The organism is Tomitella gaofuii, from assembly GCF_014126825.1.
Lineage (GTDB): Bacteria > Actinomycetota > Actinomycetes > Mycobacteriales > Mycobacteriaceae > Tomitella > Tomitella gaofuii.
Genome location: NZ_CP059900.1, coordinates 2,397,479 through 2,411,833, shown reverse-complemented (window position 1 = coordinate 2,411,833; position 14,355 = coordinate 2,397,479). Strand labels below are relative to the sequence as shown.

The 14,355-nt window shown below is 70.5% G+C and carries 12 protein-coding genes; 3 read left to right on the top strand and 9 right to left on the bottom strand.

Annotated elements, in window-relative coordinates:
• Positions 1-113 precede the first annotated feature (113 nt).
• Positions 114-1,664, top strand: a complete 1,551-nt coding sequence (locus H4F70_RS11195) for an acyl-CoA synthetase (RefSeq protein ID WP_182360346.1) — start codon at positions 114-116, stop codon at positions 1,662-1,664.
• On the top strand, positions 1,661-2,458 hold the full coding sequence (locus tag H4F70_RS11190) for an enoyl-CoA hydratase (RefSeq protein WP_182357253.1): 798 nt from the start codon (positions 1,661-1,663) through the stop codon (positions 2,456-2,458). The genes H4F70_RS11195 and H4F70_RS11190 overlap by 4 nt, the downstream gene beginning before the upstream one ends.
• Before the next feature lie 11 nt (positions 2,459-2,469).
• Here the strand turns inward: H4F70_RS11190 and H4F70_RS11185 are convergent, their stop codons facing one another.
• The 6 genes from H4F70_RS11185 to H4F70_RS11160 form a co-directional block, all read right to left on the bottom strand.
• The gene (locus H4F70_RS11185) at positions 2,470-3,030 is read right to left on the bottom strand and encodes a DUF3558 domain-containing protein (RefSeq protein WP_182357252.1); all 561 of its coding nucleotides are present in this window, start codon (positions 3,028-3,030) and stop codon (positions 2,470-2,472) included.
• Positions 3,027-3,365, bottom strand: a complete 339-nt coding sequence (locus H4F70_RS11180; RefSeq protein ID WP_182357251.1) for a hypothetical protein — start codon at positions 3,363-3,365, stop codon at positions 3,027-3,029. Before H4F70_RS11180 ends, H4F70_RS11185 begins: the two co-directional genes overlap by 4 nt.
• 88 nt (positions 3,366-3,453) lie before the next feature.
• Positions 3,454-4,908, bottom strand: a complete 1,455-nt coding sequence (locus tag H4F70_RS11175) for a phytoene desaturase family protein (RefSeq protein ID WP_182357250.1) — start codon at positions 4,906-4,908, stop codon at positions 3,454-3,456.
• Between the two features lie 111 nt (positions 4,909-5,019).
• On the bottom strand, positions 5,020-6,126 hold the full coding sequence (locus H4F70_RS11170) for a lipocalin-like domain-containing protein (RefSeq protein ID WP_182357249.1): 1,107 nt from the start codon (positions 6,124-6,126) through the stop codon (positions 5,020-5,022).
• 40 nt (positions 6,127-6,166) lie between these two features.
• Positions 6,167-7,483, bottom strand: a complete 1,317-nt coding sequence (locus H4F70_RS11165) for an oxygenase MpaB family protein (protein WP_182357248.1) — start codon at positions 7,481-7,483, stop codon at positions 6,167-6,169.
• Positions 7,484-7,530: 47 nt separating this feature from the next.
• Positions 7,531-9,387 carry a multicopper oxidase family protein gene (locus tag H4F70_RS11160; RefSeq protein WP_235681061.1) on the bottom strand — a complete coding sequence of 619 codons (1,857 nt, stop codon included), beginning with the start codon at positions 9,385-9,387 and terminating at the stop codon, positions 7,531-7,533.
• Between the two features lie 279 nt (positions 9,388-9,666).
• Here H4F70_RS11160 and H4F70_RS11155 point away from each other — a divergent pair, with 279 nt between their 5' ends.
• The gene (locus H4F70_RS11155; protein ID WP_235681060.1) at positions 9,667-10,263 is read left to right on the top strand and encodes a TetR/AcrR family transcriptional regulator; all 597 of its coding nucleotides are present in this window, start codon (positions 9,667-9,669) and stop codon (positions 10,261-10,263) included.
• A gap of 78 nt (positions 10,264-10,341) precedes the next feature.
• Here the strand turns inward: H4F70_RS11155 and H4F70_RS11150 are convergent, their stop codons facing one another.
• The 3 genes from H4F70_RS11150 to H4F70_RS11140 all read right to left on the bottom strand — a co-directional run bounded on the left by H4F70_RS11150 (position 10,342) and on the right by H4F70_RS11140 (position 14,335).
• Entirely contained in the window at positions 10,342-11,826 is a 1,485-nt protein-coding gene (locus H4F70_RS11150; protein ID WP_182357246.1) for an acetyl-CoA acetyltransferase, read from the bottom strand.
• A 121-nt stretch (positions 11,827-11,947) separates the two neighbouring features.
• On the bottom strand, positions 11,948-12,604 hold the full coding sequence (locus H4F70_RS11145; RefSeq protein ID WP_182357245.1) for a TetR/AcrR family transcriptional regulator: 657 nt from the start codon (positions 12,602-12,604) through the stop codon (positions 11,948-11,950).
• A 9-nt stretch (positions 12,605-12,613) separates the two neighbouring features.
• Positions 12,614-14,335 (bottom strand): AMP-binding protein, encoded by a 1,722-nt coding sequence (locus H4F70_RS11140; protein WP_182357244.1) that lies wholly within the window; start codon positions 14,333-14,335, stop codon positions 12,614-12,616.
• Positions 14,336-14,355: the final 20 nt, after the last annotated feature.

Genomic DNA, 14,355 nt, shown 5'->3' with positions numbered 1-14,355 from the left:
GAAACAAGCACTCACGCTTGCTTTCGTTCCGGGCCGTGCATACTGTGGGCCGCATCACGCCGCCGGTCGCTGTGTGCCGGCGGGTCGGGCGCACCTTCGGTGATGGGATGTTGATGGACCACGGAATCGGCAATTGGCTCACGATCCACGCGCGGCGCACCCCGAACCGTGTCGCGCTGATCGACGGCGACACGGGGGCCCGGTACCCCTACGGGGAACTGGACCGGCGCACGAACGCGCTCGCCGACGCGCTGCGCTCGAAGGGTGTGCGCCCGGGCGATCGGGTCGCGTTCGTCCTGTTCAACAGCCCGCACCTGCTGGAGGTGGCGTTCGCGGCGGCGAAGCTCGGGGCGATCGCCGTGCCGGTCAACTTCCGCCTGTCGGCCCCCGAGATCCGGTACATCCTCGACGACTCGGCCGCGTGCGTCGCCTTCGCATCCGAGCAGGTGATCGGCACCGTCCGCGAGGCGGCGCACGGCTCGTACGTGCGTGAGCTGATCGAGATCCCCTCGGCGGCCACGCGATCCACAGGTACCGCCTCTGCCTACGAGGAGCTCGTCGCCTCGGGCGACCCGGCCCGCGTCGAAGTCGACGTGGCGCACGATGGCGTCGCGTCGCTGATGTACACCTCCGGGACCACCGGCTTTCCCAAGGGCACCATGCTCACCCACGGCAACCACCTGTGGAATGCGATCAACAGCGTGGGCGTCGACCTGGGGCTGACCCCGCAAGACGTCTCGCTCACGGCGGCGCCCATGTTCCACATCGGCGCGTTCGGCATCTTCACGCTGCCGCTGATGTACCTGGGCGGGAGTGCGGTGATCGTCGAATCGTTCTCCCCCGCAGGCTGGCTCGACGCGGTGGAGCAGTTCAGGCCGACGGTCGCGTTCTGCGTGCCCGCGATGTGGGCGGCGATCGCCGGCGCGGGAATCAGCGGGCGAGGTCTGGAGTCGTTGCGCTACACCATCTCCGGCGGTGCACCTTGCCCGGTGACGCTCATCGAGAAGCTGCGTGCGCAGGGGATGGTGTTCACCGAGGGCTTCGGGCTGACGGAGACGGCGCCGGTCGCCTCGGTGCTGTCAGCCGACGACGTGATCGCCCACGCCGGCTCCATCGGCAAGCCGGTGACGCACGTGCAGATGCGCGTGGCCGACGAGGACGGGCGCGACGTGCCGGCGGGAGAGGTGGGCGAACTGCTGTTGCGTGGGCCGAGCATCTTCGTCGGCTACTGGCAGAAGCCGGAGGCCACCGCCACGGCGCTGCGGGACGGGTGGTTCTTCTCCGGTGATCTGGCACGGGAGGACGAGGACGGCTACTTCCACATCGTCGACCGCAAGAAGGACATGGTCATCACCGGCGGCGAGAACGTCTACCCCGCCGAGGTGGAGCAGGTGCTCTACCGGCATGACGCGATCGCGGAGGTCGCCGTGATCGGCACTCCCGACGACAAGTGGGGCGAGTCGGTCACCGCCGTGGCAGTGCTCAAGCCGGGGGCCGCCGTGGCGGAGTCGGAACTGATCGCCTGGGTGCGAGAACGGCTCGCGCACTTCAAATGTCCGCGCAAGGTCGTGTTCATCGACGCGCTGCCTCGTACGGCCACCGGCAAGATCCTCAAACGCGAGCTGCGCACGCAGTGGGGCTCGGGCCAGGTGGTGCACCGATGACGGGGGATCGTCCGGGGCGGGAGTTCCCCGTCGGCCCGGGCGGTGTGCGATCCGAGCTGGGCGCGGACGGGATCCTGCGGATCACCCTGTGCCGTCCGGAACGCCTCAACGCCCTGGACTCGGACGTGATTGCGGAGCTGAGCGCGGCGCTGCGGCGCACCGGCGACCCCACGGTGCGCGTCGTCGTCCTCACGGGGGAGGGCCGTGCCTTCTGCACCGGCGCCGACCTGTCCACTCTCGACGGTGACCCGAAGGCGATGATGGACGCGGCGAATGCGTTGATCCGCGCCGTGGTGTCCGCGCCAGTGCCGGTGATCGCCGCGGTGAACGGCCCCGCGGCTGGCTTCGCTGTGGGCCTGGCCTGCGCGGCGGACCTGATCTACGCCGCGGAGAGCGCGTACTTCCTGCTGCCGTTCATCACCATCGGACTGATGCCCGACGGCGGGGCCAGCGCCCTGGTGACCGGTGCGATCGGCCGGGCGCGGGCGGCCGAGATGGCGATGCTGGGCGAACGGCTGCCGGCGGCGGAGGCCTTCGCTTGCGGGCTGGTGACGCGGACGGTGCCCGACGCGGAACTCAGCGCGTATGTCGAGCACGCAGCCGAGCGGCTGGCGGCCGGCCCGCGCAGGGCGCTGGGACTGACCAAGAAAGCCCTAGCGGCGACCGCACTGGACCGGCTGGACGCGGCGCTGGACCGCGAGCGCGAAGGGCAGATCGAGCTGCTAGACAGCGCCGACGCCGCCGAGGGTGTCGCGGCGGCGATGCAGAAGAGGCGGCCGCGGTTCGGGGTGTGATGGCGTGGCGGTCACCCGGACCAGACTTGGTCCATGTGGCGCAGCAGCATCGTGGTGAAAGTCTGCGCGGCGTCGCAGTCGCGGGGGAAGGAGTCCGGCAATGGGCTGCGGGGGCCGCCAGTGACTTCGAGATAGCCGTATCCGACGGTGGCGACTACGTGGCAGTCCTGGCGTTGCCGGCCAGACGCGATGATCTCGATGTCGATGGGGTAGCCGGCGAGCGTGGTCTGGAAGACGGGTCCAGATTTGCCCAGAAGGTGGTGGAGTCTCCGGTCGATCCCGTCTCCCGGAGTCGACCCGCGGGACATGAGTGCGAATGTATCCGCCTTCGATCGGTAGCTGCAGTTGCTGCCGATCTCGTCGAGGATGGGCTCAATGTACTCGGGGTGCCGGTATCCGCGTTCGGCGAACCAGGCGGTCATCTCATCGTCGCATGGGTCGAAGAAGCCGGGCTCTGGGTAAGCGTCCTCATTCGCAGTCAGCGCCTGCGCATCCGCCGATTCGGCTGCGGAGCACCCGGCCACGAGTCCGCTTAGCAGGACCATGGCCGCTGCGGCTCCAATCCGCTTCATCGCTCCGGCCCGGACTGCGCGATGGCGGCGGCAGTGTGATGGTCCGCGTCGAGGATGGCGGCGCCGCTCTCGCGGACCCACGCCGCGAGTGCGTCGGCTTCATCGGCGAACTCCTGGAACCTGATCACCGCCGAGTCGGTCTCGCCGATCGCAAGCTCCTCGTACAGCTTCTGAAGCTGCAGTATCGACGGCAGTGTGCCCCAGGGAGTTCGGCCGTAGTTTTGCTTGAAGCGGAATGCTAGCTCCCGCAGCTCCACAGCCGCCTGTTCGTATGCCCCCGCAATGGTGTCGATGGCCTCTTGTGTGACCACGAGTTCCCCGTCGGCGTGCGTCATCGTCCCCCCGTTCCGCGCGTGCCGGGCGTCACGTTACACGCCGGTCGCGTCCCCCGTCCCGCTCTTTCTGCGCTGCGGTGAGTCCGGATCACCGGCGACGCAGCCAGGCGAGCGCCGCCTCGGCCGCGTGGTAGCCGCTCATCCCGTGCACGCCGGCGCCGGGCGGAGTGGCCGACGAGCACAGGTACACCCCCGGGATCCCGAGCGCGTAGGGGTGGAGGGCAGGCCGCGGGCGGAACACCGTCTGCACAGCCGTTTGCGCCCCGGCCGCAATGTCCCCGCCGACGTAGTTGCTGTTGTGCGCCTCCAGGTCTGCGGGGCCGCGTACCGAAGTGGCCAGGATCCGCCCGCGGAACCCGGGCGCGAAACGCTCGATCTGGGCGATGACCGCCTCGGTGGCGTCGCCTGCGCCGCCGTCATAGCCGTGCGGCACGTGCGCGTAGGCATAGACAGGGTTGATCGCGGCTCCCGACTCCGTGCTGCCCGATCGCGAGGGGTCGGCCACGTATTGCTGCCCCAGCAGGACGAATGGGCGCCGCGGCATCCGCCCACGCGCAGTGGCGGCCTCCACGTCCGCGATCTCCCGAGCACTGCCGCCGAGGTGGACGGTGCCGGCGCGGGCGCAGTCGGGGTTGGACCAGGGGATGTCGCCCTCGATCGCGAAGTCCACCTTGTGCGCGGCGGGCCCGTACGAGTACCGCCGCAGTGCGCGGCCCACGCGGACCGGCAGCGCGTCGCCCGCGATGGTGAGCGCCCCGGCCGGAGCCGTGTCGAGCAGGACGACGTCCGGGGCGGCGCCGGTGAGATCCCGCAGCCCGTCGAGCGATTCCACGCGGATTCCTGTGCGCACCCGCCCGCCGTGTGCCGCGAGCTCCGTTGCGAGAGCCCGGCTGATCGCGGAGGAGCCGCCTTCCGCGACCGGCCAGCCGACGGCGTGCGCGGCGGCGGTGAGCAGCAGGCCGACGGCACTGCTCAGCGGAGTGTCCAGCCGTCCGAAGGCGTGCGCCGCGACGCCCGCGAACAGTGCGCCTGCGGGCTCGTCGGAGAACCGCCGCGTGTGCCACATGGCGGGGGCGAGCGCCTGGATCCCGAACCGGCCCAACGTCACCGGATGCCGCGGCACGTGCGCCATCGGGCGGAGGACGTCGGCGGCGAGGTCGTCGAATCGTGCGGCGAGCGGGGTGAACATGCGCCGCCACCGCTGCGCGTCGGTCCCGAGTGAATTGGCGTGCCGCAGCCCGCGTGTCGCCAGGGCGGCCCGGCCGTCGTCGAGCGGGTGGGCCAGGTCGATCTCCGGCCACAGCCACCGCAGCCCGTGCCGTTCCAGGCCGAGTGCGGTGAAGTAGGGCGAGGCCGCGCCCGTCGGGTGGAATCCCGAGCACTCGTCGTGCAGCACACCGGGCAGCGTCAGTTCGGAGGTGCGCGTCCCGCCGCCCGGGCGATCGGCGGCTTCCAGCACCGTCACGTCGAGGCCTGCGTGCGCAAGGCGGACGGCCGCGGACAGCCCGTTGGGGCCGCTGCCGACCACTACCGCCGTTGTCATCCGGGCTCCTATTCTGCGCCACGCGCCATCCCCGAGGCCGGACCGGGCCGGGATGGTTCACGTTACTGCGCGCGGGCCCGGCGGCGCCCTATCCCGTCACTGCAGATGCCGTCACTTCAGCGCCACCATCTCGTGCAGCGTTGTGCCGGTGCGCACGTGCTCCCGGTCGCCGTCGGTGACGGTGAGCGTGTAGCGGCTGCGGAAGCGGAAGTAGCCGGGCCGTCCGAGGACCCTGTTGGCCAAGGCCTTGACGGGCCCGGTGCGCACCACCGGCACGTCGGCGAGGAAGTCGTGCGCGTGCACGATCTCCTGCACTTCCAGCAGCAGGTCCACGCTGCCGGGCACCGTCATGCGCAAGGTCTCCGGGTAGGTCCGGTTCGCGGTCGCGTCGAAGCGCTCCGGGCCGGGACGCAGCGTCACCTCGCCGGAGCTGAGGATCACCTCCCCGTCGCGCCCCAGCATGAGCGGCGTCGCCCAGTGGGCGCCGTACGCCTTCTGCGTGAGCACGTTCGCATAGACCAGCGTGTAGTCCTCGGTGTAGAGGCGCCCCCAGTACCACCGGTCGATGACGCGTTTCATGTCGCCGACACCCCAGTTGTGGTCGTGGTATCCGGTTCCGTGGGCGGTGAGGGTCGTATCGCCGATGCGCACGGTGCCGGTGACACGTGCACGGGGCGCGCCGACGACCCACGCGAAGAACTCGCCGGTATCGCGGCCGTCGCGGCTGTAGGTGGTGCGCCCGTCGCCGGGCATCCATCCGGGCAGTTCGCCGTCGAAGCGCAGGTCGAAGGCGAGATCGCCTTCCGCCACGCGCAGGTGGTGCACCGGCGGCGCGCCGTCGCGGTACTCGACCTCGGCGGTGTTGGCCCCGATGCGCACCCGGCACCGGTCGGCATCCGCGTCGATGTCGGCGTCGGTGTAGCGGGTGACGACCTCGCGGCGGCGCCCGTCGGGCGAGTAGACGTGCAGTTCCACCCCGGGCCTGCGGGTGACGAGTTCGCGGGCCTGGAGCATGGCGACGACGATGTGCCCGTCGTCGAGCAGCGCGTCGAAGTACCAGTGCTCGAAGGCGGTGCGCGCGTCCGACGGGTGGGCGCCGTTGGCGGACGCGGGGATCGGGGCGATGGCGCCGTCGCGGCGGCCGGGCCCGTGCCAGGCCTCGGTGACGGTGCGCGGGCCGGCGCCGAGCCGTGCGCCCAGTGCGGTCAGTGCTGTCATGGCATTCCTTCTGCGGGGACGGGGGAGTAGCGCGTATGCATCAGCGGCGCAGCGCGCTCTGTGCGTCGAACTGGGCTTCGCGCCCGGCCATCTGCGCGTCCAACCAGTTCGCCCGGTGGCGGACCATGACGGCCTCGAGCAGGCGGGCGTAGCCGGGGACGAGGCGCCGCGCGACCTCGGAGGCGGCCACCAGAGGGGCGCGTGCGACGGGGATGAGGACCCAGGGGAAGGCGCGCGGCATGTCGTAGCGCGCCCGAGTGCGCGGCGCCATGAACAGCGCGGAATAGGCGGCGTAGATGCGCTCGTTGTAGGCGGCGCGGAGGCGTTGCAGCCCGCGGTGCTCGTCGCGTGGGCCGAACGCCCGGGGGAACGATTCGACCAGTTCGGCCCCGTGTGCTCCGGCGTCGTAGGAGCGGGAGGCGATCGTCATCGCCAGCACGCGGAGGCAATCGCCGATGGTCTCGGGGAACCACCGCGGCTGCACGCCCAGCAGGTGGCCCATGTACTTCTGGAAATGCAGCAACGCACGTATCTCTGTTCCGCTGGTGAGGTAACCCAGGGGCCACAGGGCCAGTGCGGGTGCGACGCTGCCGCCGATGAGCGTGAGCAGCATGTACGTCTGGCTGATGGGCAGGCCCCAGTCGTCGGCCCGCCATTCAGGGTGCTCGGCCACGCGCCGACGCACCGCCACGTGCATCACCCGCACGAGCATCGCCGTGGCGCGGCCGTCGGATCCGGGGGTGAACAACGCGTCGGGGGTGGACACGTCGATCCAGAACCGCCCGGTCTCCAGGAAGCGCCGCAGGGCGTTGTCCCCGGCGTAGCCGCCGGAGAGCGACAGAGGTGTGGCGACGGCGGCCTCGGTGTAGATCTCGAGGGTGATCGCGCCCGCGACGGAGAACAGCATCGTGCCCCAGCGTCGCCAGATCGCCGCGCCCTGCTCGACGAGGTCGTGGTCCACCCACGCGGGGACGTCCTCGAACTCGGCGAACAGCGCCCGCATCGATGCAGGCGCGTCGTCGACGGCGTCGATCCCGTGGGCGAGGGCCTTCTGCAGCATCCTGCGTCCCTCGGCGGGGCCGATGGGTCCGTCGAAGACGTCGGCGACGAAGCGCTCGGCCACCGGGTCGCCCGCGTACAGGTCGTTGCACAGATCCACGGCTTGGGCGTGCGTGGGGAAGATGTCGAAGCCGGTGAGGTTTCGGATGAGGCCGCGGGTCCTGCGCACGCCCGGCCGGGCGGCGTTGTGCCAGTAGCGGAAGCGCCGGGGGCACCTGTCCTGCGGTGGCGCGTCGCCGCCGGAAGGTCGCGCGGCCTCCACGGGGGCAGGCCGGTCGGTCTCGGGCTGTGCGGTCATGGCGTCCTCCTTGAAGTGGCGGCGGCTTGCACTGGGGCTGCCGGCGCTCATGCGAGGGTCCGGTAGCGCAGCATCATTTCGTGGTCCTCGTGGTCGAGCAGGTGGCAATGCCAGACGTAGCCGCGCATTTCGGCGGCGTCGTCCGGGTCGGGTGCGCCCGGCGGATACGGACGCGCGCCGGGCATCGACGGTGCGGCGGAGAACGGTGCGTCCGGGTCGAAACCGAGCTCCTCGGCGGTGGGGAAGCGCACGATGATGCGCGTGACGCTGCCGCCGGGCACCAGGACCGTGTCCTTCCACCCGCGCTCCCACGCCGCGGGCGGCGCCATGGGGCCGGCGAGGAACCGCTCCGCGGACGGCGCCCACTTGACGCCGAGCGGCGGTTGCGGATGCGCCGCCTGGTATTCGAGGGTGCGCAGCGGAGTGCGGCCCAGGATCCGGAACATCACCAAGTGCAGGTGGATCGGGTGCGGGTCCGGGGTGATGTTGATGATGTTCCACTGCTCGATGGTGCCCTGGCGGGGCGTCTCGATCTGCGGGTCCGACCAGCGCAGATTGTTCAGCGTCATCATCGCGGGCGGCATGCGCAGGGCGTAAGGCTGGCTCACCGTGACGTCACGTGTGCGTGACGGCGCGGCGAGTGGGGGCAGCAGCGCGGGTTGCCGGCGTCCGCCGCGCAGCGTGTGCGGCACCGGCCCGGTGAATCCGCGCGCCGCGCCCACCTCGAAGCGGCAGAACAACGGCATGGCGCGTTCGCCGAGGATCGCCGCCTGGAAGACGGGCTCCTCGTCGTTGCGCAGCTCGATGAGGTCGCCGGGGGAATGACCGGAGAAGTCGATGAGCACGTCGATGCGCTCGGCGGGGGCGAGCCGGACCGCGGTGGTGGGCACGGGGGCGTCGAGCAGGCCGCCGCCGTTGCCGATCACCCAGAACCGCGCGCGGGTGGACAGGTGCAGATTCCAGGTGCTGAACGAATCCGCGTTGATGATGCGGAAGCGGTAGAGGCCGCGGGCGACGGGCATGCGCGGCCAGACGACGCCGTTGACCACGCCGACGTCCCCGGCAGAGCCGCCCTCCCAGCTGCCCTCCGGCACGATCCACGTCGAGCGGGCGTTCATGCCGCCGTCGTCGGTGAGGATCTTCTCCTGGAGCACCAGGACGTTCTCGAACTCCCCGGCGGGCAGGCCCAGCGGGTTGTCTGCGCGGCCGGTGTCGAAGGCGTCGCGCACCAGGTGCATCCCCGCGAGCCCGGCGTAGACGTTGAGCCGGGTGATGCCCATGGCGTGGTCGTGGTACCAGAGGTGGCAGGCCTCGGTGCTGTTCGGGAAGTGGTGGACGTCGCCCTGGCCGGGCCAGGACAGGCGCATCGGGTGACCGTCGCTGTCCGGCGCGGTGGGGCTGCCGTGCAAATGGAACGACGTGGGCGGGAAGTCGCCGTAGGACTTCTTCACGCCCGAAAGGGTCACGTCGATGTCGTCGGCGAACGGGTGGCGGCCCAGCGCGTTGCGGAACGTGAGGGTGGACGGCGTGCCGGATTCCGCCTCGATCGTGGGGCCGAGATGCGACCGGCCGTTGTAGCCGAACGAGGGGGCGGGCGGCAGGTCGCGGTGGAAACGGTGGCGGCCGTTCGACGCGGTCATGTCGAGCGCCGTGCCCCGCAGCGTCGGGAGCACCGGGAGCGCGTCCCGGAACGGCTCGAGACGCGGGCTGTGGAAGAGCAGCGGGCTGCGCACGCCGTCGGGGTAGTGGAACGCGTTCGCCGCAGAAGCCGGGGTGCGGCCGTCGGCGAGGCCGACGAATCCCGCCGCGAGGCCCAGGGCCGCAGTGCCGCGCAGAAGATCACGGCGGCGGACGGCCGGCGCCGCGGAGCTGCGGGTGGTGTCGCGGCGGCCTGGGTGCATCATGCGCGCGTCCTCCTCTCCGGCATCGGACCCGCGGATCGGGCGTGATCCGATCGCCGCGCGGTGTGATCCGCATCTCAAAGCTAAACATACCGTACGGTATGGTGTGGGGCCAGGTTGTGCGGATATCGGTGATGCCGCACGACGGATGCCCCACGACGACGGAGCCGGCCGCCGGGCACCCGGGGCCGGAGACGACGCGGTGTCGGCATGTCCATCAGTCCTTTACGTCCTCGGGTGCGTATCGTGCGTTTCGGGTGCGCGGAAGCCGGAGGTGAGGTCGTGGGCCGGAACAGTAGGACGGGTGGCCCGGAGGCTGACGCGGCCGCTCCGCAGTCAGGCCGCCTCGGCGTCGACGATTGGACGACGGCGGCGCTCGCGCTCCTCGTAGAGGACGGCGTGGCCGCCGTGAAGATCTCCACGTTGTGCGCCCGGCTCGGCGTGACGAAGGGCAGCTTCTACTGGCACTTCGCCGACCTGCGATCGCTGATGGCCGCGACCGCCGATCACTGGTGCGGGCGCCAGAACGACGCCGTGCGCGGCCTGGACGACCTGGAGTCGCTCCCCGTCGACGAACGCCTCGGAGTGATGTCGCGGATGCTGCTCGCGGAGGGCTCCTGGACGGTCGAGCGGGCGATCCGGGACTGGGCGCGCACCAACGAACAGGTTGCCGAGTCCGTGCGCGTGCTCGACCGGCGGATCTTCGACGTCGTCGAGGCGACGATGCGCGAGCTCGGCTTCGACGAGCAGGACGCGCGCCTGCGGGCCGGGGTGATGGTCTACGCGGGAGTGGGGTTCATCCACGCCCGCGGCAACCTGCCGGCGCCGGAGGTCGAGGACATCGACAGGCTCATCGCCATGGTGACCGCGCGGCCATAGGTGAGGGGAGGCGCCCCGTCGCCGGTTCGACCCGGCGGTGCACAGCGCGAGGTGGCCGGTGCGCCCGCCACGCCTGTGCTACCCGGACACGTGGAACGTGCCGTCGGCGTCGATGTCGACCGGCATCGAAGCCTCCTCGCAGGACACGAGTGCGTCGATGTCGGCGTCGTCCTGAGAGACGGCCAGCACCCGCTCGCCTCCGGAAGTGCGGGCGGCGAGGAAGGCGCGTTCGGGTTCGCCGGACCGGTCGTAGACGACGGTGGACGCCTCCGCGGTGGCGGGTCCGGCGTAGGTGTCGAGAGCCCGGACTGTCGGGACACGGTCGATCTCGGCCTGCACGTCGGCACGGCGGAATCCGCTCGCCGGCGGCTCGGTGCTGTACACCCCGATCGCCTGTTTGGTCAGGTAACCGCTGTTCGCGGTGACCAGTCCGTAATTGCCGGGGTTGTCGCGGAGACGCTCGGCAATGCTCGCGACCGCGTGCGCCGAGTAGTTGCACCATGGTCCGCCGGCGAAGGACAGCCCGCCCGTGACGGTCAGCGGGCGGGCGGGGTCGTCGAGTGGCAGCCCGAGCTCGCGCGCGGCGATCTGGACCGCCGACGGGAAGCAGGAGTACAGGTCCACATAGGCGATGTCGTCGAGGCCGATGCCGCTGAGCTCCAGCGCCCGTTGTCCGCCGATACGTATCGCATGACAGCGATCGAGCGCGGGCCGTTCGGCGATCGCGTAGGTGTCATGGCCGTCGACGCTTGCATGGGGGAAGACCCATCGGTCGCGTGCGATACCCAGCGCGTCCGCGGTCGCGGCCGAGCACATCAGCAGAGCCGCCGCCTGGTCGACCATGTTGTTCGAGTTCATCCGCTTGGTATACGGAGAGGCGATCATGCGGTTCTCGGGGCTCGGCGTCGTGATCTGCTGCGCGGGCAGGGCTTCGCGTGACCAGGCATGCGGGTTCTCGGCCGCCACGCGGCTCATCCGTGACCACAACCGTCCGAGCGCGTCGCGGTGCACGGAGCGCGTGCGTCCGAGCCGTAGGCGCAGCGCGTCGTCGAACAGCGGGTATATGTGCGCGGGCCGGGTGAAGCCGATGCGTTTCTCGGCCTCGGCGCCCATCGGCACGTCCGGGACCAGATTCTCGGCCGGTTCGATGGTTTCCGGCTGCACCGTCCACTCGGGTGTGCGGTCCTGTGCGCGCAGCTTCATCAGGGTGCGCCAGGATTCGGCACCGCCGACCAGGACGGCGTCGCGGCGGCCGGCGGCGATGTCTTCGGCGGCACGCGCGAGAAGGACCTGCGGAACACTCCCCGCGGTGCCGCTGTAGCCGGTGTGGCGGGGGACAGCTCCGATGCGGTCCGCCACGAGGAGGCCCGGGTCGCGGTACGGCCACGAGAGGATCCGCGAGAGCCAGACCGTATCGAGGGATTCGAGGAGCCGAGGTGATCCGGCCTCGGCGGCAGCGGCCCGGGCGGCCTCGGCGATCAGATCCACCGGTTCGATGCCGCCGTCGTGCTCCGACACCTGGCCGCCGCCGACGAGAACGGGTGTACGCGGATCGAAGGTCATGGTCGGCAGCGTATCGCCGGAGGGGGTGGCACGGGCGTCGTCGCCCTACGCGGGCTGTACGAGGGGCCGGCAAGCGGGTTCGCCACGGCAATGTGCGCGGTCGTGCCGCCGACGGCTCTTCTTACTCGGCGCCGATCAAGCGCAGGTAGACGGCGGTGAGTTCGTCCACTCGTCGCGCGAATCGGCTCGTCGGGTCGGCGGCGTCTATCGTGTCCACGGCGAGCTCGGCGCCGAAGCGGCGGAACAGGGCGAACATCGACTCCGCGAGCATTTCGGGCTCGGCGACGGGATCGGCCTGGTCCTGCGCGGCGAGGTCGCGGACGTACCGGGCCATCCGCCGGGCCGGGCGCCTCTGCATCTCGTGCCAGATCGCGTCTATCTCGGAATCGGCTCCGGCCTCGTGCTCGATGACGGTGAGCAGCGCCGAGTACTGCGCATGGGCGGTCAGGAATGCCGCAATCGATGCCCGACCCATCGCCCGTGGATCGAGATTGCCGGGGAGCTCGTGAGCGTGCAGGAAATCGTCCCTCACCTGGCCCGCCACCATGAGGAAGGTCTCGTGCTTGCTACGGAAGTAGGCGTAGAACGCGGACCTCGACACCCGGGCTTCGTTGGTGACGTCGCCGACGGACGTGGCGGCGAAGCCCTTGCGGGCGAACACGCGGGCCGCGGCCTCCAGGAGCGCGCCCCGCGTGACGTTGTCCGCGGTCGCGCGCCGTTGCCGCGCCGCCGCCCAGTCGGGTGCCGCCGCATCGTCGTTCCCTGGTTCGCTCACCATGATCCGCGATTATCCGTCACGGCCGAGCTCGCCGAGGATCCTCCCGCGGAGCTTGTACTTCTCGATCTTGTTGGTCGGCGTCCTCGGGATCTCGTCGACGATTCGGATGTGGCGCGGGCGCATGTATTTGGGCATGTTCCGCGTCGCATACTCCTGCAGCTCCTCCGCGGTCACCGACGAGCCTTCCGCCGGGGTCGCGTACACGACGATGTCGTCCTCGTCACCTTCGGCGCTGGGGATCGGAAACGCCGTCACCAGTGCGATCGCGTCGTGGCCGTTCATGACCTCCTCGACCTGGAAGGACGAGAGGTTCTCGCCGCGCACACGGATACGGTCGCCGAGCCTGTCGACGAAGGCGAACGCGCCGTCGTCGGTCTCGACGGCCGAGTCGCCGGTGTGGAACCACAGGTTGCGCCATGCGCGCACCGTCGCTTCGGGCTTGCCGAGGTATTCGGTGAACAGCAGTGAAGGCAGCTTCGGTCGGAAGGCGAGCTCGCCTACCTTGCCAGGTGCACAACGATTGTCGGAGTCGTCGAGCACCGCCACCTCGAACAGGGGCGTGGGCAGCCCCATGAGTCCCCGCCGGTCGGCCTCCCTAGGGCCGAGGACCTGTACGCCGATCTCGCCGGCGCGCTCCGTGATCTGCGCATGGTCGAGGCCCACGTACGTGTCGGCGGGTGTGCCTTCACCGGGCGCGCACTCCTCGACGTACACCGCCAGCGGATTGCCGGACTCCGTTTGGCCGAATCCGCCGAGCACGAAGTCGAAGCCGAATCGCCGGGCCACCTCGGCATGGTTGGCGGGAAAGGGCTGCATATAGACCTTGTTCAGCGTGTTGTCCTGGTCTCGCGGGCTCTCCGGGGCTTTGACCAGCCAGGGGATCATCACGTCGAGGAGGATCGCGGTGGTGGCCCCCGACCGCTCGATGCGCCGCCAGAACTCGCTGGGGCTGAACCGGTCCCACACGGCCACCGTGCATCCCGCCCAGGCGGCGCGGACGACGTTCTCGACCGCCCCTCCCACGTGGTACAGCGGCAGATCGTTGTACACCACATCGTCGGGCGTCAGCGTCCGCCGGAATGCGAAGGTGTACTGGTTCATCCAGCGGTGGGGCTGCAGGACGCCCTTCGCCGGTCCCGTGGTGCCGGACGTGTAGACGATGTTCGCGGGGTCGTGTGCGGCGATCGTCACCTGCGGGCGCGCTGCCTCCGCGGTGAGTCGGGACCAGGCGACATCGGTGAATCGGCCGTCGGTCGGCGGGCGGTGGGGCACGTGATCGTGGGCGCCCTCGGCCGGCTCGTAGACGCACACCTGAGGAGCGGACGCCAGCTCCGGTGCGACGTCATTGAGCGCGCCGATGAGCTTCGCGTCCGTGATCACCATGGCGGGCGCGGTGTCGTCGAGCTGATAGGTCAGCAGGCGTCCGGTGTAGGCGAAGTTGACCGGGCTGTAGACGGCCCCGGCCTTCCAGACGCCGAACATCGCCAGAGCGGCGGCGAGCGGGTTGGTGGTGAACACGCTGACCGGGTCGCCCTTGTGCACACCGAGGCGCTTCAGGTTGCCGGCGATGGCGTCGGTGCGGCGGCCGAACTCGGCGTAGGTCAGCGTCAGGTCGTCTTCGCCGTAGTAGAAGAAGGGCTTGTCGCCGGCGACTTCGGCCCAGTGATCGAGCCGTTCGACTGCGGTTTCGCCGTCGGCCGTCAGCAGTTCCGTCAGTGCGGTGTCGTCCATTGTTCTTCGCTTTCGATAGC

What these genes read in the sequence shown, in the direction of transcription:
- H4F70_RS11195 (WP_182360346.1), top strand. Translation starts at nt 114, where the DNA reads ATGGACCACGGAATCGGCAATTGGCTCACGATCCACGCGCGGCGCACC.
- H4F70_RS11190 (WP_182357253.1), top strand. Translation starts at nt 1,661, where the DNA reads ATGACGGGGGATCGTCCGGGGCGGGAGTTCCCCGTCGGCCCGGGCGGT.
- H4F70_RS11185 (WP_182357252.1), bottom strand. Translation starts at nt 3,030, where the DNA reads ATGAAGCGGATTGGAGCCGCAGCGGCCATGGTCCTGCTAAGCGGACTC.
- H4F70_RS11180 (WP_182357251.1), bottom strand. Translation starts at nt 3,365, where the DNA reads ATGACGCACGCCGACGGGGAACTCGTGGTCACACAAGAGGCCATCGAC.
- H4F70_RS11175 (WP_182357250.1), bottom strand. Translation starts at nt 4,908, where the DNA reads ATGACAACGGCGGTAGTGGTCGGCAGCGGCCCCAACGGGCTGTCCGCG.
- H4F70_RS11170 (WP_182357249.1), bottom strand. Translation starts at nt 6,126, where the DNA reads ATGACAGCACTGACCGCACTGGGCGCACGGCTCGGCGCCGGCCCGCGC.
- H4F70_RS11165 (WP_182357248.1), bottom strand. Translation starts at nt 7,483, where the DNA reads ATGACCGCACAGCCCGAGACCGACCGGCCTGCCCCCGTGGAGGCCGCG.
- H4F70_RS11160 (WP_235681061.1), bottom strand. Translation starts at nt 9,387, where the DNA reads ATGATGCACCCAGGCCGCCGCGACACCACCCGCAGCTCCGCGGCGCCG.
- H4F70_RS11150 (WP_182357246.1), bottom strand. Translation starts at nt 11,826, where the DNA reads ATGACCTTCGATCCGCGTACACCCGTTCTCGTCGGCGGCGGCCAGGTG.
- H4F70_RS11145 (WP_182357245.1), bottom strand. Translation starts at nt 12,604, where the DNA reads ATGGTGAGCGAACCAGGGAACGACGATGCGGCGGCACCCGACTGGGCG.
- H4F70_RS11140 (WP_182357244.1), bottom strand. Translation starts at nt 14,335, where the DNA reads ATGGACGACACCGCACTGACGGAACTGCTGACGGCCGACGGCGAAACC.